General features: G+C 68.1%; 22 protein-coding genes, 1 tRNA gene and 1 pseudogene. 7 read left to right on the top strand and 17 right to left on the bottom strand.

All coding sequences use genetic code 11. The features are described 5' to 3' along the window. Positions 1 to 8: 8 nt before the first annotated feature. Positions 9 to 1,019, bottom strand: a pseudogene (locus E0H45_RS43795) (ankyrin repeat domain-containing protein); the annotation flags it as partial. Here E0H45_RS43795 and E0H45_RS42990 point away from each other — a divergent pair. Continuing rightward, entirely contained in the window at positions 1,009 to 1,161 is a 153-nt protein-coding gene (locus E0H45_RS42990) for a hypothetical protein (protein ID WP_202872567.1), read from the top strand. The pseudogene E0H45_RS43795 and the gene E0H45_RS42990 sit on opposite strands and share 11 nt — an antisense overlap. Here the strand turns inward: E0H45_RS42990 and E0H45_RS30305 are convergent. Further along, on the bottom strand, positions 1,145 to 2,098 hold the full coding sequence (locus E0H45_RS30305; protein WP_131343516.1) for an SMP-30/gluconolactonase/LRE family protein: 954 nt from the start codon (positions 2,096 to 2,098) through the stop codon (positions 1,145 to 1,147). The genes E0H45_RS42990 and E0H45_RS30305 overlap by 17 nt on opposite strands. Before the next feature lie 143 nt (positions 2,099 to 2,241). Here E0H45_RS30305 and E0H45_RS30300 point away from each other — a divergent pair, with 143 nt between their 5' ends. Genes E0H45_RS30300 through E0H45_RS30290 form a run of 3 tightly spaced genes read left to right on the top strand, consistent with a single transcriptional unit; the run spans position 2,242 to position 5,067 of the window. Next, positions 2,242 to 3,444 carry a sensor histidine kinase gene (locus tag E0H45_RS30300; protein ID WP_131343514.1) on the top strand — a complete coding sequence of 401 codons (1,203 nt, stop codon included), beginning with the start codon at positions 2,242 to 2,244 and terminating at the stop codon, positions 3,442 to 3,444. Beyond that, complete coding sequence (locus E0H45_RS30295; RefSeq protein WP_131343512.1) at positions 3,441 to 4,061, top strand: response regulator; 621 nt, start codon at positions 3,441 to 3,443, stop codon at positions 4,059 to 4,061. Before E0H45_RS30300 ends, E0H45_RS30295 begins: the two co-directional genes overlap by 4 nt. A gap of 13 nt (positions 4,062 to 4,074) precedes the next feature. Next, the gene (locus E0H45_RS30290; protein WP_202872566.1) at positions 4,075 to 5,067 is read left to right on the top strand and encodes a cation diffusion facilitator family transporter; all 993 of its coding nucleotides are present in this window, start codon (positions 4,075 to 4,077) and stop codon (positions 5,065 to 5,067) included. Positions 5,068 to 5,097: 30 nt separating this feature from the next. On the opposite strand, the gene E0H45_RS30285 is transcribed toward E0H45_RS30290, so the two are convergent. After that, positions 5,098 to 5,448 carry a thioesterase family protein gene (locus tag E0H45_RS30285; RefSeq protein ID WP_131343510.1) on the bottom strand — a complete coding sequence of 117 codons (351 nt, stop codon included), beginning with the start codon at positions 5,446 to 5,448 and terminating at the stop codon, positions 5,098 to 5,100. Between the two features lie 35 nt (positions 5,449 to 5,483). On the opposite strand from E0H45_RS30285, the gene E0H45_RS30280 reads away from it, so the two are divergent. Further along, a complete protein-coding gene (locus E0H45_RS30280; RefSeq protein WP_238155382.1) occupies positions 5,484 to 5,771 on the top strand; it encodes a MarC family protein in 288 nt (95 codons plus the stop codon). A gap of 52 nt (positions 5,772 to 5,823) precedes the next feature. Here the strand turns inward: E0H45_RS30280 and E0H45_RS30275 are convergent, their stop codons facing one another. From E0H45_RS30275 to E0H45_RS30250, 6 genes are all read right to left on the bottom strand, one after another. Beyond that, positions 5,824 to 6,597 (bottom strand): hypothetical protein, encoded by a 774-nt coding sequence (locus E0H45_RS30275; RefSeq protein WP_131343508.1) that lies wholly within the window; start codon positions 6,595 to 6,597, stop codon positions 5,824 to 5,826. Positions 6,598 to 6,611: 14 nt separating this feature from the next. Further along, a complete protein-coding gene (locus E0H45_RS30270) occupies positions 6,612 to 7,100 on the bottom strand; it encodes a SigE family RNA polymerase sigma factor (RefSeq protein ID WP_131343506.1) in 489 nt (162 codons plus the stop codon). Between the two features lie 294 nt (positions 7,101 to 7,394). Next, on the bottom strand, positions 7,395 to 8,468 hold the full coding sequence (locus E0H45_RS30265) for a lipocalin-like domain-containing protein (RefSeq protein WP_165546638.1): 1,074 nt from the start codon (positions 8,466 to 8,468) through the stop codon (positions 7,395 to 7,397). Between the two features lie 367 nt (positions 8,469 to 8,835). Next, on the bottom strand, positions 8,836 to 9,726 hold the full coding sequence (locus E0H45_RS30260; RefSeq protein WP_131343502.1) for a PhzF family phenazine biosynthesis isomerase: 891 nt from the start codon (positions 9,724 to 9,726) through the stop codon (positions 8,836 to 8,838). Beyond that, on the bottom strand, positions 9,726 to 10,106 hold the full coding sequence (locus E0H45_RS30255; protein WP_131343500.1) for a RidA family protein: 381 nt from the start codon (positions 10,104 to 10,106) through the stop codon (positions 9,726 to 9,728). Before E0H45_RS30255 ends, E0H45_RS30260 begins: the two co-directional genes overlap by 1 nt. Next, positions 10,103 to 11,041 carry a DMT family transporter gene (locus E0H45_RS30250; RefSeq protein ID WP_131343498.1) on the bottom strand — a complete coding sequence of 313 codons (939 nt, stop codon included), beginning with the start codon at positions 11,039 to 11,041 and terminating at the stop codon, positions 10,103 to 10,105. Before E0H45_RS30250 ends, E0H45_RS30255 begins: the two co-directional genes overlap by 4 nt. Positions 11,042 to 11,137: 96 nt before the next feature. On the opposite strand from E0H45_RS30250, the gene E0H45_RS30245 reads away from it, so the two are divergent. Next, positions 11,138 to 12,061, top strand: a complete 924-nt coding sequence (locus E0H45_RS30245; protein ID WP_131343496.1) for a LysR family transcriptional regulator — start codon at positions 11,138 to 11,140, stop codon at positions 12,059 to 12,061. Here the strand turns inward: E0H45_RS30245 and E0H45_RS30240 are convergent, their stop codons facing one another. From E0H45_RS30240 to E0H45_RS30220, 5 genes are all read right to left on the bottom strand, one after another. Next, on the bottom strand, positions 12,062 to 12,472 hold the full coding sequence (locus tag E0H45_RS30240) for a tautomerase family protein (RefSeq protein WP_131343494.1): 411 nt from the start codon (positions 12,470 to 12,472) through the stop codon (positions 12,062 to 12,064). A gap of 29 nt (positions 12,473 to 12,501) precedes the next feature. Then, on the bottom strand, positions 12,502 to 13,203 hold the full coding sequence (locus E0H45_RS30235; RefSeq protein ID WP_131343493.1) for an alpha/beta fold hydrolase: 702 nt from the start codon (positions 13,201 to 13,203) through the stop codon (positions 12,502 to 12,504). 252 nt (positions 13,204 to 13,455) lie between these two features. After that, positions 13,456 to 13,531, bottom strand: a tRNA-His gene (locus tag E0H45_RS30230). A 79-nt stretch (positions 13,532 to 13,610) separates the two neighbouring features. Next, positions 13,611 to 14,231 carry an oligoribonuclease gene (gene orn / locus E0H45_RS30225; protein ID WP_131343491.1) on the bottom strand — a complete coding sequence of 207 codons (621 nt, stop codon included), beginning with the start codon at positions 14,229 to 14,231 and terminating at the stop codon, positions 13,611 to 13,613. Positions 14,232 to 14,282: 51 nt separating this feature from the next. Beyond that, complete coding sequence (locus E0H45_RS30220) at positions 14,283 to 15,182, bottom strand: class I SAM-dependent methyltransferase (protein WP_131343489.1); 900 nt, start codon at positions 15,180 to 15,182, stop codon at positions 14,283 to 14,285. A 77-nt stretch (positions 15,183 to 15,259) separates the two neighbouring features. Here E0H45_RS30220 and E0H45_RS30215 point away from each other — a divergent pair, with 77 nt between their 5' ends. Then, positions 15,260 to 15,739: a GNAT family N-acetyltransferase gene (locus E0H45_RS30215; RefSeq protein ID WP_238155381.1), complete on the top strand. Its 480-nt coding sequence runs from the start codon at positions 15,260 to 15,262 to the stop codon at positions 15,737 to 15,739. 22 nt (positions 15,740 to 15,761) lie between these two features. Here the strand turns inward: E0H45_RS30215 and E0H45_RS30210 are convergent, their stop codons facing one another. The 3 genes from E0H45_RS30210 to E0H45_RS30200 all read right to left on the bottom strand — a co-directional run bounded on the left by E0H45_RS30210 (position 15,762) and on the right by E0H45_RS30200 (position 16,894). After that, a complete protein-coding gene (locus E0H45_RS30210) occupies positions 15,762 to 15,965 on the bottom strand; it encodes a cold-shock protein (protein ID WP_130381366.1) in 204 nt (67 codons plus the stop codon). Between the two features lie 97 nt (positions 15,966 to 16,062). Further along, a complete protein-coding gene (locus E0H45_RS30205) occupies positions 16,063 to 16,317 on the bottom strand; it encodes a hypothetical protein (protein WP_202872564.1) in 255 nt (84 codons plus the stop codon). Between the two features lie 22 nt (positions 16,318 to 16,339). Continuing rightward, positions 16,340 to 16,894, bottom strand: a complete 555-nt coding sequence (locus E0H45_RS30200; protein ID WP_131343487.1) for a dihydrofolate reductase family protein — start codon at positions 16,892 to 16,894, stop codon at positions 16,340 to 16,342. Positions 16,895 to 17,050: the final 156 nt, after the last annotated feature.

The raw sequence follows: 17,050 nt of genomic DNA, 5'->3' as shown, positions 1-17,050 counted from the left end.
GGCAGGTTGGGGTTGGCGCCGGCGTCGATGAGGGTCTTGACGATGTCCTGCCACTGCTGCGTGCCGTTGCCGAGGATGATCGCTTCGAGCAAGGCGGTCCAGCCGAGGTTGTTGACGTGGTTGACGTTGATCTTCGTCTTGACGACTCGCCGGACGTAGTCGACGTGGCCGCGTTCGCTCGCCGGGATGACTGAGATGCCGCCGAAGCGGTTCCTCAGCGTCAGGTCCGGGTTTGCGGGCAGCAGCGTCTCCAGCATCGCGACGCTTCCGGTGACGCCGGTGACCAGCCAGGCGGAGTCCTGCCGGTCGTCCTGTGCGTCGGGATCGGCACCGAGCGCGACGAGCAGTCGGGCCACCTCGACCCGGTCGTTGAGCGAGGCGAGCAGCAGCGCCGTACGGCGGTGGTCGTCGCGCGACTCGATCGGTGCACCGGCAGCCAAGGCTGCGGCGACCTTGTTGGCGTCGCCCGATGCCGCAGCGGCCAGCAGCGCTTCGGTCGCGGCGCGGGTGTCTCGGAGCTCGCCCGCAGTGTCGAGTGCGGCGCTGACCTCTGTCTGGCCGCGGTCCTTCGCGGCCTGCACTGGTGTGGCGCCGTCTTTGACGGCGGGCTTCGTGCGGTCGGCTCCGCCGGCGATCAGGAGCCGGACGGTATCGACGTAGGCCGGTGTGCCCTTGCCCAGGATGACTGCCTCGTGCAGGGCGGTCCAGCCGAGGTTGTTGACGTGATTGACCGCCACGCCGGCCTTGATCAGCCGGCCGACCACTGCAGCGTGACCACGCTCGGCCGCCCGGATCAGCGCCGTACCGTCGTAGCTGTCGAGGCTGCGGAGGTCGGCGCCATGAGCGAGGGTCAGGTCGAGGAGCTCGAGATAGCCCTCGCTCGCGGCGATCAGGAACGCGCTCTGGACGGTGTCGTCGACCGCGTTGACGTTCGCGCCCGCGGTGATCAGGCGCTTGGCCTCGGCCACGTCGTTCTTCCAGGCGGCGGCGATCAGCTGACTGTCGAGGGTGGACGGCACCGAGGCGCTCCTAGAAGGCGAGGGCGAACTGGTAGGTGATGCAGCAGACGTGCTGCTGGTCTCAGTGGAACACGCGGTGGTCACCGCCATCAGCAGGACGGCGACCACGGCGATCGGACGGCGGTTCATCGGCGCGGGTTGAGGGTGATGACCTGGTACGGCGGGACCGCGGTTGCCTCGTCGAACTTGCTGTCGACCACCAGCAGCCGTCCCTGGGCGAGCTTCGCGGTCGTCAGCACTCGGTCCGGGTCGGTCGGCGTCGCGGACACCAGCCTTGCGGTCCGGCCGTCGGCCGACAGCCGAAGCGTGCTCAGCACCTTGGAGAAGTTGCGTACGACCCAGAGGCTGTTGCCCTGCTGGACCAGGCCGTCGGCGTTCACGAGGTCCGCGCCGGCGGTATCGATCGCGGTGGCCTTCGCTGTCCGCAAGTCGAACCGCCACAGCTTGCCGACGTTGCCCTGGGCCACGACCAGCGCCCTGCGGTCCGGTGAGAGCACGATCCCGCCGAGGTTGAAGCCGGTCGCGGTCTCGATGGTCCCGGTCGCGTCGGCCCAGGTCGAGACGGTCCACCGGCCGTGCTGCTCGGAGACTCGGAAGATCTGCGGAGCGTTCGAGTTCGTGAAGTACGCCGCGCCGTCCGGCCCGATCACCAGGTCGTTCAGGAACGCGTTCGGAACGCCGGTCCGTAGGGCGGCGAGCAGCTGCCCGTCGCGGTCGTAGACCCACAGGTCCGGCGCGCCCGGGTGGTCGATCCCGTTCGGCCCGCCGGCGACGTACACCCGGCCCTGGGAGTCGACGTTCACACCGCGGGCGGTCCAGCGGCCGTCGGTGCCGTCGCCCTTCAGCCACTCGACGGCGTCGCCGGAGCGGAGCTGGCCGCGGTGGATCTCGCCGCCGGTGGTCTCGGACACGTAGTAGTTCTTGCTACGCGCGTCGTACCCGATGCCCTCGAACTTCGACCCGCCGGCGTCACCGGGCAGCTCGTACGTGGTCGGCCGGGTGGCGAAGGCCGTCGAGGCTCCGGCGCCGAGCAGCGTGGCGGACAGCGCGAGGGCGGCGGACAGCGAACGGACAGACATCTGGACCCCTAAACGGTCGGTGGACTTCGAGCTGCCTCCAGCCTCCGTCCGCCGGGCTCTCCGTACGACGGGTGTTCGGCCACCAATCGATAGCCGAACGGATGATTCGGAACCGGGTCTGAGCGGCCTACGATCAACTGAACATGTCTACTGCACACACCCCGTCGATCCTGAGTCACGCGACCTGCCTGGTGACCGCACTGCACGCGGCACTGGTGGTTCTCGTGCTGGCGTCAGCGATTCGGTACCTCACCGGTCACGGGTTCGACGACCGGGGACCGTGGGTGCTGATCGGGGCAGCGCTGCTGCTGGCGACGTACTCCGCGTACCGTCTGCTGCCCAGCCGGGTCTGGCTGGCGTTGCTGGTCGTGGAGTGGTGTGTGCTGGTGCTTCTGGCGCCGTCGTTCGCCTGGTGCGCAGTGCCGCTGTCTTTCGTTGCCCTGCGCATCCTGCCGTTCCGCCCGGCCTGTCTGGTCGTTGCGGGCATGGTGGCGGTCACCGTGGTGCAGTGGACCCGGATGACCGACCGGCTGGACCCGACGATCGTGCTGGGGCCGGTCTGCGTCGCAGTGCTTGCCGTGGGCGCCTATCGGGCGCTGGAGCGGGACGCACTGGCCAGACAGGCTCTGCTGGACGAGCTGCACGCAGCACAGGGCGATCTGGCCGACGCGCAGCACCAGGCCGGCGTCATAGCCGAGCGGGCGCGGTTGTCGCGCGAGATTCACGACAGCGTGGCGCAGGGCCTGTCGAGCATCAACCTGCTGCTGCAGGCGGCAGAACGCGAGTGGGACGACAGACCGGCCGCCGCACGCGAACACGCAGCCCAGGCCGCAGCCACAGCACGCGACGGGCTGGACGAGGCCAGGAGAGTGGTCCGCGACCTGGCACCGGCTGAGCTCGCTGCTGGTCTACCGGAAGCACTCCGCAAGACCTGTGAGCGTCTGGCGGCCCACGTCGACGTCGACGTCCGCGTGCAGGTCCACGGAACGCCGGTCACGCTCGACTCGGAGGTGGAGACAGCACTGCTCCGCACAGCCCGTGGAGCACTCGCCAATGTCCTCGAACACGCGCACGCCAAAGCGGCCGTGGTGACGCTGACATACCACCCGGACGCGGTGGTTCTCGACGTTGTGGATAACGGCCGAGGCCTTCCGCGATCTCATGTCAAGATCGATTCCGACCGTGGCCATGGACTGGCCGGGATCCGAGAACGGCTGAGACAACTGGGAGGAACGCTGGTGCTGGAGAGCGAACCGGGAGACGGTACGGCGCTGGCCGCATCGATCCCCCTATCTACGATGTCACTACCAACGATGGCGCCACCAACGACGCCGGAGCACCCATGATCCGGGTTGCCCTGGTGGACGATCATCCCGTGGTGCGCGCGGGAGTCCGGGCGCTGCTCGAAGGCCAGGAAGATCTGACCGTCGTCGGCGAGGCCTCGGATGCGCACAGCGCGGAACAGCTCGTCGCGGCCCTGCACCCTGACGTCGTACTGATGGATCTCAACCTCGGGGCCGGTGCCGGCGGAGCCGAGGTGACCGCGCGTCTGCGTGCCTTGGCGGAACCGCCGTACGTGCTGGTGCTGACGACGTACGACACCGAGGCCGACATCCTGAGCGCGATCGATGCGGGGGCCTCCGGCTACCTGCTGAAGGACGCGCCGCCGGAGGACCTTTTCCGCGCGATCCGCGGCACCGCCCGCGGCGAAACCGTGCTCGCTCCGGCCGTCGCAGCACGGCTGGTACGACGCTCCGGCCCGACGCTCACCGAGCGTGAGGTAGAGATCCTCGGCCTGCTCGCCACCGGCAAGTCGAACCGCGACCTGGCGAAGAAGCTGTATGTCAGCGAGGCGACGATCAAGTCCCACTTGGCGCACATCTACACGAAGCTGGAGGTGGACACCCGGGCGGCAGCCGTGGCACGCGCGATCGAGCAGCGCATCATCCGGCCGGTCAGCTGAGTAAGGTCTGACTGTGAGCAGCTCGGAGGACGACGCGTCCGGCGGCGAGAGCCTCCTGACAGTGCTGGTCGCGCTCGCCGCGAACCTGTTGATCGCACTCGCCAAGACGGTGGTCGCGGTGATCACCGGATCCGCCTCGATGACCGCGGAGGCGGCGCACTCCTGGGCTGACACCGGCAACGAGGTGTTCCTGCTGGTGGGCGAGCGGCGGGGGCGGAAGCCGGCCGACCAGTCGCATCCGCTCGGGTACGGGCGGGTCGGGTACATCTGGTCGATGTTCGCGGCGTTCGGGCTGTTCACGGTCGGCGCCGCGGTCTCGGTGTGGCACGGCATCCAGTCGCTGCAGCACGGTGAGGCGGAAGGTACGTCGTACGGCTGGGCGTACGCCGTGCTCGCGGTCTCGTTCGTGCTCGAGGGGATCTCGTTCACGCAGGCGTTGCGGCAGACCAAGGCCGGTGCGCTGGAGCGGATGGTGCGCCCGTGGCGGTACGTGCGGCTGACGTCGAACCCGGTGCTCCGGGCGGTGTTCGTCGAGGACCTGTCCGCGCTGATCGGCATCCTGATCGCGACGCTGGCGATCCTGATGCATCAGCTGACCGGCAACGCGGTCTGGGACGCGATCGGCTCGATCGTGGTCGGGATCCTGCTCGGCGGGGTCGCGCTGTTCCTGATCGGCCGGAACATGGACTTCCTGACCGGTGAGGCGGTCACGCCGCTGGCCCGGAACCGGGTGCTCCGCGCGCTGCTCGCGCACCAGGACATCGAGCGGATCACCTTCCTGCACATGGAGTGGGTCGGAGCGGACCGGATCTTCCTGGTCGCCGCGGTCGACGTCGTCGGCAACGACGTCGAGTCCGAGGTCGCCGCCCGCCTCTACGCGATCGAGGACGCGCTGAACGCCCGCCCGGAGATCCAGCAGGCGATCCTCACACTCTCCCGTCCCGGCGACCCGACCGATCTCCAGCCCGGCGAACTGCCCGCCTGGTACGTCGAGCGGCCCGTCTAATGTGCTGAGCCGGGAGCTCGACGGACGACACTAGGGCACGTTCGCGAGGAAGCGTTCGCGGTCGACCACGACGCGTTCGAGCTCGCCGTCCGCGATCAGTTGGCCGGCTGAGTTGGTGGCGCGGACCTGGAAGCGCAGGTGGCGGCCGTCCACCTCGGGACCGTCCGCGGCGACGTCGACGGTGTCGCCGACCCGGGTCGGCAACCGGTGGCGGATGCGGACCGACGTACCGACCGAGGTTTGACCGGGACCGAGCGCGCTCAGGGCGAGTTGGGCGGTCGTGTACTCCAGCCAGGTGATCAGGCGGGGAGTCGCGAGGACCTCGACGTCGCCGCTGCCCACGGCGAGTGCGGTGTCGGCGGCGGTCACCTCGTGGCGCACGGCAGGTCCTCTCTGAGCCGCGTACGCTCCCGACCGTGGAGCCCGTACACGTCGCGGTTTCGGCGGTGGCTGCATTGTTGCCGATCATGAACCCGATCGGCGCGTTGGCCACCTTCGCAGGTCTGACCGACGGCGTCGAGTGCGCCGCGATGAAACGCCAGGCGGTGATGACCGGCGTCTACGTCCTGGCGATCCTGACCGTCTTCGCCCTGCTCGGCACGTCCGTGCTGGAAGGGCTGGGCGCCCTGAGCCGAGTCATCGGCTTCCTCACGCTGGCAATTGGCGTCGAACTAGTAACCCACGGCGTACTCGCGGCGAAGTAGCGAGCCCATCGCGTCCTCCAACGAGGCGACGCGATGGGCTCACACCCCACCTCTACTTCATGCCCTTGGAGGGGGAGACCGGGGGGAGTTTCCATGCCTTGCTCTTGGCGAGGGCCGAGAGGTCCTCGACCGAGAGGAGCGGCTTGGGGCGGGTGTGCTGCTTGCCCTTCTCCGCTGGGCCGTTGTAGCTGGTCAGGCTGATGACGCGGCCGTCGTGGCGGTACAGCAGCACGTAGTTGTTGATGACGCCGTACTCCGCCTGGCGGCTGTCGCTGTACTCAGGCGACTCCTTGGAGGCGTAGAGGACCGACCCGTCAGGCAGGGTGGTGCACCCCGCGCGGTTGGGGACGCACGGGTTCTGCTCGCCTCCGCCGGACAGCAGTACGTCGACCCGGGCGGCGCCGTGACCGTCATTGACGACGTACGCCGCACCGGCGTAGTCGCCGCCGCCCCACGTCTCGGGGTTCGAGAAGGTCCGGCCGGGCGCCGAGACCAGGGTCTTGAGCGTCGCCAGCGTCTGCTTCGGGTTCACCGCAACAGGCTTGGCCGTCGGGGTGGCCTTGGCCGAGGGCTTGACCGAGGGTTTGGCGATCGGCACGGGCGAACCGGCGACCGCGGCGTTCGTGGGGGAGCCGGCCAGATGGATCCCGCCGGCGATCAGCCCCGCGGTAGCCAGCACGGCCCCAGCGCCGGACGCCGCGGCGATCGCCGTACGCCGGCGGCGCAGCCGCAACCCCTGCGCAACGCTGCGTTCGAGCAGATCAGGTGTGACGGGCTCGAGGTTCTCGGTGGCCCGGTGCATCAAATCGGTGAGTTGGGTGTTCATGGTTCTCCTCAGCGTCAGAGCGCGATCAACTGGTCGGCGCCGTCACCGAGAACCGCCCGCAGGCGGTCCAGGGCGCGGGCGGTGCGAGTGGTGATCGCACTGGTCTTCTTGCCAAGATCGAGCGCCACCTGCTCGACGCTGCGGTCTTCGAAGAACCGCAGCACCAGCACGGCCCGATCCAACGGCGCCAGCTCCGCCAAAGCGCTCTGCAAAGCCATCCGCAGTTCCGGATCCCCAACCCGCTCCGCAGTCTCCGGCAGGTCCGCGGTAGGCCGCTCAGACCAACTCTTCCGCCGCCGCTGCGAGATGTACGTCCGCACCAACGCAGTCCGCGCATAGGCGGCCGGACTGTCGATCCGCTGCCAAACCTTCAACAGATTGGCCAGCGTCTCCTGCACCAGGTCCTCAGCATGATGCCGATCCCCAGCCAGCAACCAAGCAGTCCGGTACAGCCGCGGTATCTGCACCCGCGCAAACTCCTCGAAGTCTTCAGTCGTACCCATCCACACCTCCTGTAGCTGCCTCTGCCACAAGAGACGCACTGAGGAGGCGGCCAGATCACACCCGAATCAGAAAACCTTCGAAAGAACCCATACCGAGAACGCCAAGAACCCCACCACAAACGTCACAAGTACAACGACGCCATACCCGAACCACGTGCTCCCGCTCAACTTCACCAGAGCATCCTCCCACGAGGCGAATCAGCTCCAAACGACCCCAGCCACCGACGCCGCCTAGGCCCCGTCCCCGGCTCGCTCGCGAGCCGGCCGAGAGCGACGTGAGGTCGCGCTGCTGAGCTATCGCCAGTCGCCGAGTTGTTCGACGTAGGCCTGCCCGGCGACCCGCTTGTCCCGGTACCAGCCGGTGACGCTCGCCGCACCTTCGAAGATGCCACCGAACGACTGGATCTCCTGTCCCTGCGGATTGGCGACGACGGTGAGGCTGGCATCCAGTGCGGGGATCTTCACGGTCCACCGGGTGCCGTAGCGCTTTCCGGTCGTCGGGCTGGTCCAGAAGGCGGAGGTGGTGTCGGCGAGTGGGTTCACAGCGAGGACCTCGTGGGTGCCGTCCGGGTGCAGCACTGTCGCGTAGGAGTGCTCGTTGCCTTGGGCAAATATATCCCAGAGGTTCACCCGGTCGCCGTTGGACAGCTGCACTGCCATCCACGTCCATTTCTGTGCGGTGGACCAGTCCCAGGTACCCCATTGGCGGTCCAGCCACGACTCGCCGGTTACCTGGTAGGTGTGGTTGTTCACGGTGAGGGTTCCCTGTGACGCCACGCTGGGCAGCGAGTAGTAGTAGCTCGTACCGCCGAGAAAGGGGATCAGCCCGGTCCCGTTGTTGTACATCACGGGGCCTCGCGCGTTGAGGGTCAGATCTATCGTGCCGGCCGGCAGCGTTGCGTGCAGGCGCATCCCATCCATTGGCCCGGACAGCGTCGCCGACGGTACGCGTGCGTCGAGCTCGGTGGTGGAGAAACTGGTCTGGTCAGGCGAGTAGGCCTGGCTGTGCGTGTAGTACTCGCCGGTGGTCTTGTCAGTGATCGCGATCAATGCCTGCGGTGTCTGGCCGTTGGTGATCTGGACCTCGTAGCCGAACCGGTGGCCGCCGGCGTTGAGGTGGCCGACGACGTACCACCATTCCTGGGTGGCTGTCGGATGCGCCGCCTGGTCGGCCGGCAGTTGCACGAATGTCGGAAACGCGGGTGCGGTCGATGCGGCCACCGACTTGCTGGTGGCTGCCGGGTCTGGACCGAGCTCGGCTGTCGCCTGCACCGGCAACACTGCGCCGGTCACGAGTGCACCGAACGCCAGAGCGGCGATCGCGACAATTGAACGGCGGTGCGAATTTCGCATGATGATGTTCCTCATCTCATAGTCAGCTACACAGGTGACGAGACAGCCGTGCAGAGCCGTGACACCGACCGCGTGTGACCTACACCTCCCGACCACCTGGTGGGAGTCGTACGCCGGGACGCTCAAGGCGTGGCTTCGAAAGGAGCCGTGATCTCCGAGGCGTGAGTGTGGACGAGCTGGGATGCGGTCGTCGATCTGGTCGCCGCAAAGCCTCGCGCCCACTGGTAGCCGACTGAGTAACCGAACACATCCACCTTCGCGCGGGTACTTCAGGGGGACGGATGTCAGAACGATCGGAGGCATAGGATGAAGATACGCAATATTCACATATATATGAAAGATGTGTAGATAGTGAACACAGTCCGGAAGGCGCGGGTGCAGGTCAGAGGTGCAGCTCGGCCCGGAACGCGATCGCCGCGTCACCGGCGATGGACGCCAGGACCTGACTCCCGCGGGTTCGGACGGTCACCCGGACCTCGCCGGGGCGGCCCATTGCTTCCCCTTGACGTCCGGTGAATGTCAGTACGCCGTCGGCGGCCGGGACGAGGCCGTGCCGAACCAGGTAGGCGCCGAGCGGTCCGTGCCCGTTGCCGGTCACCGGATCCTCGGAGATCCCGATCGCGGGTGCGAACATCCGGGACCAGGTCAGCAGCCGGGCCTCGCCCGTGGCCCGGGTGAAGGCGAAGTAGCCGTTGCTGCCCACCTCCTGGCTGAGAGTCGTCAACGCGGCCGCGTCGGGGCGGAGCCCGTCGACGACGTCACGGTCGCGGAGTTCCACCAGGACCTTCGAGTGCCCGGTCGACACGACCTGGACGGGACCGGCGCCGAGATCAGCGCGCCCACATCCCAGCGCGGACAGGAGCCGGTCGACCTGGTCGGGACGCAACTCGGGCCCGAAGGACGCGATGCCCTGGTCCATGCCGATGCTGACCCGGTCTCCCGCGCGCTGGATCTCGATCCCTTGGAGCAGCCCGGTTCCGGTCTTCTGGACCAGCGCCCCCGACGGGAGCCCGTACTCGACGGCCCGGGCGAAGTGGGTCGCGACGGTGGCGTGCCCGCAGGTCGGGACCTCGACCGTCGGGGTGAAGAAGCGGACCCGGACGTCGTGGTCGGCCCCATCGGCAGGCAGAACGAACGCCGTTTCGGAGTTGTTGAGTTCGCGGGCAACGGCCAGCATCTGTGCGTCGGACAGGCCCTCTGCCGACAGTACGACGCCCGCCGCGTTGCCCGTGAACGGCGTACGGGTGAACGCGTCGACCTGGTGCAGGATCATCAGCGGTGAACCCGCCACGCGACGGCGTCTGCGGCGACCTTGAAACCGTGGTGCAGTCCCGCCACCTGGAGCACCGCCCGGGCCGGACGGTGCGTGCCGAACTCCTCGGCGAAGACCGCATCGACAGCGTCCCAGTCGCCGATGTCCGTCACGTACAGCGTCACCTTGGCGATCGACGCGACCGTGCCGCCGGCGGCTTCGACGATCGACAGGAGCTGCAGTATCGCTTGACGCGCCTGGTCCGGTACCGGGGAGTCGGTACGGACGCCGCCGCCGACCGGCAGTTGTGCCGACACCCAGATCGTTCCGTCCGGCGAGATGGTCGACGGCGAGTAATGGCCGAACGGTTCGGGAGCACCCGAACCAGGTGTGTGCGTCACGCACTGGTTCCGATCTTGGGTTGAGAGGTCGGCGGGGCGACCGACGGAGGCTTGCGTGCGCGCCGGGTCATCGCGACGCCGATCAGGACGACGAGCATGCCCGCGGCGATCCGGACGCTGAAGTCCTCGCCGAGGATGACGGTGCCCAGTAGCACTGACACCACCGGCAGCAGGTAGCCGACCGACGCGGCGTTGGTGGCGCCCTCGTCCGCGATGATCCGGTAGGTGAGGTGGAAGGTGACGCCGGTGCTGAACACGCCCAGCACGATCACCGCGAGCACGGCCTTCAGGTCGAGATCGACCGGCGGCCGCAGACCGCCTGCCGGCAGCGAGAGCGCGGTCAGCGCCGTCGCGGCGCAGAGCTGCGCGGCGGACAGGGAGATCGTCGGGATCCCGCGGCCGGCCAGCTTGCGGCCCATGTAGGCGAACCCGACGGCGTAGCTCGCGGCGGCCGCGACGATGGCGAGCGCGCCGGCTCCCACCTGTCCGGTCTGCTGCCACGGCGCGAAGATCAGTGCCACACCGCCGAAGCCCAGGACCAGCCCGAGCAGCCGGATCGGGCGGATTCCCCGCTCGGTGCCGATCAGGACGCCGATCACCAGAGACCACAGTGGCGTGGTCGCGTTCAGGACACCGGCCACGCCGGAATCGATGGTCTGCTGGCCGATGCTGAACATCATGAAGGGGAAGGCGTTGCAGAAGAACGCCGCCACGATGACGTGTCCCCAGATCGCCCAGCCCCGGGGGAGCCGCCGACGGGTGCCGAAGCAGACCGCGAGCAGCGTGAGTGACCCCAGCACGCAACGCGCGAATGTCACTTGGACCGAGGACAGCGCGTCCAGGGCCAGCTCGATCCAGAGGAAGGTCGCTCCCCAGAGCAGAGCCAGTGTGGCGAGCCGCACCAAGGCTCCCGTCCTGCCGGTGGCGCCGCTCATGTGCTGTCTCCTTCACTCGGGCCTTCGCAGGTACGGTGCCTTGAGCAACCTGGAAGGACAAGCGAAAAGTTCCGAAGGTGGATTAAGCTCTGCTACATGCTTGATGCTCGGCGTCTGCAAGTCCTGCGGGCGGTGGTCAGCAGCGGTTCGGTGACGGCCGCCGCGGCGCACCTGGGTTTCACGCCCTCCGCGGTCAGCCAGCAGATGGCGGCGCTGGAGAAGGAAGCCGGCATCGCCTTGCTCGAACGGGTCGGCCGGGGAGTTCAGCCGACCGCGGCCGGCCGGCTGCTCACCGGACACGCGGCCGTCATCGGCCAGAATCTCGCCGAGGCGGAGAGCGCCTTGCGCGATCTGCGGGCCGGCCGGACGGGCAAACTCTCGATCCGCTACTTCAGTTCGGTCGGTCCGACCTTGCTCGCCCCCGCGCTGGCGCGGCTCCGGCAGGAGTACACCGGGCTCACCATCGACCTCAAGCTGACCGACAGCGACGACCCGTTCAAAGGCGTACAGCAAGACGGCACCGACCTGACACTCCTGGTCGGCCCGGGGGGCGCGGGGCGACCTGGCGTCCGTGTGGAACGTCTGCTCGACGATCCCTACCGGGCGGTGCTGCCGGCCGGGCACAGGCTCGCCGGCCAGCGGGTGCTGAACCTCGCCGACCTCGCCGAAGAGTCCTGGGTCGGCAGCGAACCGCCCGGCCCCTGCCTCGAGCCGGTCCTGAACGCCTGCGCCGCCGCGGGTTTCAGCCCCAACTTTGTTGCCAGGAGCGAGGATCACACGACGGCGCAGGGCTTCGTTGCCGCAGGCATCGGAGTCAGCCTCATCCCTCAGTTGGGCCTGAGCACGACCAGGCATCCTGGCCTCGCCGTCCGAAGAGTCCGCAACCCCGAGCCGATCCGGGCGATCTACACCGCGGTGCGCGACATCGCCCTGACCCAGCCCGCCGTACGCGCCCTCCTCGACGCACTCAACGACGCGGCCGGACGCCCACGCAGTCCCGTCGCGCAGCGCCCACTCTGATCACGGCTCGACGCGCGCTCCCGGCACAGTACCGAGCTCGACCAGTTGCGCCCGGCCGTTGCCCACGGACCAGTTGTCCAGGGCGTTCTCGACGAGAGTGATGACCACGTCCTCGGGCCGCACGCCGGCCTCGGCCAACAGGTCGGTGATCCGCCGGTACAGGTCCAGCTTGAGTTCCCGCGAACGCCCTTGGACGAGGGTGATCTGGACGTAGACGACATCCCGGCGGGCCACGCCGAGGTAGTTCGGGTCGAAGATCAACTCCTCCGGATCGTGCGGGGTGACGATCTGGAAGCGGTCGTCGGCCGGGATGCCGATCGCGTCGACCAGAGCCTGGTGCACCCCGTCTGCGATGGCGCGCCGCTGGAACGGCGACCGCTGGGCAGACAGGTCGATGTGAACGAGAGGCATGACGGTGTTCCCTTCCGAAGTTCCGCGATCTATCTATCCGTCTTCGTGCTCTCGTTCGTGAGTGAACTTTCCAGCAGGATCCGGGCGATGGTTTCGGGATCGGTGAGCATGAGGTCATGTGGACCGCTCAGGGCACGCGTCCGGTAACCGACGTCCGCGCCGAACCGGTTGAACGGATAGGTCAGCGGCTCACAGTAGAGAGCTGTTCCGGGGATTCGGTCGACTGCTCCGGTCAGGACAGTGGGCTCGGTGAAGGTGCGCAGTGGTTGTGGGAGCGTCCGCGCAGCCAGCCACGTTGCGGTGTCGGTGTCGCGGATGCCGAACGCCAGTGGAGGGGGAGCCGGGATTCGCCATCCGTCGCCCGCGGTCTTGGCCGCCGCACGAACCGCGGTGACGAACGACTCAGGGGCCAGGCTCACCAGGCTGGCGCCGTCGGCTCCTGCCCATCCGTCCACCAGGACGATGTGGCCGACGGAACCGGGTCGCGCGTCGGCCGCCTCCCGGACGACGAGACCCGCATAGCTGTGCCCGACCAGTACGACGTCGTCGTCCGGCGCAACCGAGTCGAGGACGTCGATGACAATCCGCGCATCGTCATGGAGCCCGTGGTCGCCGACGGCGCTGAGATCCGGGGTGAGCGTACGAGCCCCGGCGGCGTGCAGCAGCGGCACCACCAGGTCCCAGGCCCATGGACCGTGCCAGGCACCATGGACGAGAACGAAGGTCGTCACTGGTCGATCTCCTTCGTCGCGGAGGGCATGGCTGGAGCAGTGACGCCCAGCGCGATAGGGGTGCCTGTCATGGTGAGCTCCCGTTGCAGTGTGGTGTCTACAGACACTCGACGGGCTAGCCCGGTCAGCTGTGACGTGGCCGAATGTGACATGAGTCGCCCGCTGACACAGTCGGATTGAACCGTCCCAGGGTGTGTACGAAAAAACCCCAGGGCACGAGCCCTTCCGGGCCCCCGCTCTGGGGTTTTCTGTTGGGGTGAGTGACGGGACTTGAACCCGCGACCACCTGGACCACAACCAGGTGCTCTACCAGCTGAGCTACACCCACCATTGCCGTCCGAACCGCGACGGCTGAGCAATCATAGCGACGAACTGTCCGGACCAGAAATCGAGGGTGGACCAGCAGGTCAGGCCCCGGTTGTGCTGTCCTCGGCGGGTGCTGCGACGAGGCTGGCGGCGGCCCGGGCGGTGGAGGAGTCGGGGCCGGGTTGGGGCACGAACACGGTCTCCCGGTAGTACCTCAGCTCGGAGATGCTTTCGGTGATGTCGGCGAGGGCGCGGTGGTTGCCGGTCTTGGCCGGCGTCGCGTAGTACACGCGCGGGTACCACCGGCGTACGAGCTCCTTGATCGAGCTGACGTCGACGTTGCGGTAGTGCAGGTGTGATTCGACGCGGGGCATGTCGCGGACCAGGAAGGTCCGGTCGGTGCCGACCGAGTTGCCGGCGAGGGCCGCCTTGCGCGGCTCTTTGACGTACGACGTGATGAAGTCGAGCACCTGCTCCTCGGCGTCGGCGAGCGGGATGCCGCTGGCGAGCTCTTCGAGCAGCCCGGACGCGGTGTGCATGTCGCGGACGAAGTCACCCATCTGGTCGAGCGCGGCCGGTGGCGGCGCGATCACCAGGTCGATCCCGTCGCCGAGCACGTTCAGTTCGTAGTCGGTGACCAGAACCGCAACCTCGATCAAGGCGTCGTTGGCCAGGTCGAGGCCGGTCATCTCGCAGTCGATCCACACCAGCCGGTCGTTCATGGGCACCCACCTTACGGTGACGGGCCGACAGTGCGGCGACGGCGTGCCCTGTCAGCGCGGCGCGTGCCCCAGGTGGACGCTGCGGACGGACAGTACGGCGAGGTCGGAGCGCCGCCCGAGGTAGTGCGGTCCGTCCGGATCCAGCAACTGCCGCCAGGCGTCCAGATCCTCCGGAGTCAGCCACTCCTCGTCGGAAACTACGTGCCCGTGACCATGTCCGTGACCGTGTCCATGTCCCTGCTCGGAGCCGGTGAGCCGCTCGATCCGCGTCCGGAACGCACCTACGACGCCGTCCAGCCGCTCCGGTGACAACGGCGCCGGCGTCTCGGTCAGAACGCTCCGCGTCGTTGCCTCGGTGAGCCCGGCCCGGGTCAGCGCCTCGGTCCACCCGTACGGCATCGGCACCGACCCCGGCAGTGAGTCGCGCATCGCCTTGAACCACCGGTCCTGGGCCAGGTCGAGCCGTAGCTCCAGCCCGGGCTCGCCGACTCCGAGATCCCAGGGCAGGTGCCGTGCGGGCAGGCCGCCTTCGGCGAGCGCCAGCCGCCCACCGGGCGCGAGCAGCGAGGCCAGCGCGTCCACAGCGGCCTGCTGATCGGCAGCGTGGTGGACGGAGGCCGATGCCCAGATCAGGTCGGCCGGAGCGTCGATTGCCCGACGCAACGGCGCCGCCCCGTCGTCCATCGACGCCAGCTCGCACCGCACGAGGCCCGCAGTGTGCTCCCGTGCCTGCTCCAGTACGTCGGGATCCGCGTCGATCGCCACCACCGTCGCACCGGGCAACGCCTCCGCCAGCGCCTTGGCCATCCCGCCACCGCCGCAGCCGATGTCGGCGACGACCTTGGTGCCGTCCCGCACCAGACTGCGAGCCACTGCCGCGTTCCAGTCGGTCTCGCCCTCGGCCGATGCGCGCAGCCGTCCGGCCTCTCCAGCCCAATCGATCTCGATCATGACGACAGTCTCGTCCCCGTCGCCGACGCTGCCCACATCATGTTGCCGGTCCGGCAAATGGCGTTACCGTTGCGCGGGTGATCGCCACTGACCGTCTGGCGCTGCTGCCGCTCGAGGTCGAGTACGCCGCCCCGATGGCAGAGGTACTGTCCGACCCCGCCCTCTACACCTTCACCGGCGGCGAACCGCCGTCCGTAGCGGCTCTGGAGGCACGCTACCGCCGCCAACTGGCCGGTCCGGGACGTCCGGACGAGCAGTGGCTCAACTGGGTGATCAAGTACGAGGACACGCTGATCGGCTACGTCCAGGCGACCGTCATCGACGGTACGGCGGAGATCGCATGGGTGATCGGCACCGCTTGGCAGGGCCGCGGTTTCGCGAAGGAGGCCGCCCAGGGACTGGTCACCTGGCTACGGGCTCAGAGAATCGGCCGGATCATCGCACACGTGCATCCGGACCACACTGCGTCGGCTGCTGTCGCGGCCGCGATCGGTCTCGCTCGCACCGACGTACTGGAAGACGGCGAGTACCTGTGGAACACGGCAGACCCGGCGTGAACCGGGTCTGCCGTTTACAGCATCAGACCGGGCGGACGTTCTCCGCCTGCAGGCCCTTCGGGCCCTGCGCGATCTCGAACTCAACCCGCTGGTTCTCGTCCAGGGAGCGGAAGCCCTGCGTCTGGATCGCCGAGTAGTGCACGAATACGTCGGCGCCGCCGTCCTCCTGGGAGATGAAGCCGAAGCCCTTCTCGCCGTTGAACCACTTCACTGTTCCCAAAGCCATGATTTTCTCCTGATACGACAAAACGCCCGGCGGATCACAAATCCGCGGGCGCTTCGACACGAACGTGGAACTGCAAAACTGCTATCGAGCCAAAACCCTAGCACGCTGGATGAGCCGTCAGCCACCCCTTGCCACGCCGTACGTCGTACTCGTCCGGCGTACCCGGCCACGTGACCGCGCAGCCGGCGGTCCCGCACTCGCACGCGAACGGGTACGGCGGGAGCTCGGCCAGCCCGATGTCCGCCTGCCACAACCGCCCCTGACGACGCGCCGCGAGGTTCTCGTACCGCCGCTGCCGACTCGCCCTCAGCGGCCTCTCGGCGTACCAGCTGAGGGCGTCCCGCGCCAGCAAGCTCAGTCACCGGCCCAGCTTGCTAGGGCCGCACGTACGTCGCCAGCGATGCCGCGCCGGTCTGGACGACTGAGGCGAGCTGGAAGTGGACGGGTGTGTCGGATGGACCGAACAACTTCTCGCCGGTGCCGACGATCGACGGGAAGGTCATCAGCCGGTACTCGTCGACCAGATCGGTTGCCTGCAACGCCCGGATCACGCTGAGACTGCCGGTGACCGCGACGGTCCGCGACTCGGTCCGCACGTAGTCCGTCAGTGCGCCGTCCATCAGGGTCGAGTTGGGGAAGGCCGACAGGTCGGTCAGCGAGTGCGACGCGACCACCTTGGCCATCTTGTTCATCCGGGTCGAGAAGTCGTCGGTGCGGTTCGGCCAGAGCCGGCTGAACAGCTCCCAGGTGGTCCGGCCGAGCAGCAGTACGCCGGTGTCCATCAGTTCGCCGAGCCGGAACTTGTCGCCGCCGACGGTCTCGGGGCCGTGGCGGAACGCCCAGCCGCCGGCCGGCGTACCGCCGGAGCCGTCGGGGTCGGTGACGATGCCGTCGAGGCTGACGAATCCGGTGACGATGACGTGGCCCATGGTTCCTGCTCCCTGTGTCGAGTGATTCACGCAGGTACTTACCGCCGAGCAGGCCCCGATTCATCGCTGCGCATCGAACAGTTTTTGGCGAGCGCTTGCCAGGGAGTGTGATCTTGACCGCATTCAGCCTCCAGCCTACTGTATGCCGTATACAAG

The sequence above is a fragment of the Kribbella soli genome (genome assembly GCF_004331345.1).
Taxonomy (GTDB): Bacteria; Actinomycetota; Actinomycetes; order Propionibacteriales; family Kribbellaceae; genus Kribbella; species Kribbella soli.
The sequence above is the reverse complement of the archived record's forward strand: the minus strand, read 5'-3'. Positions and strand labels throughout refer to the sequence as shown.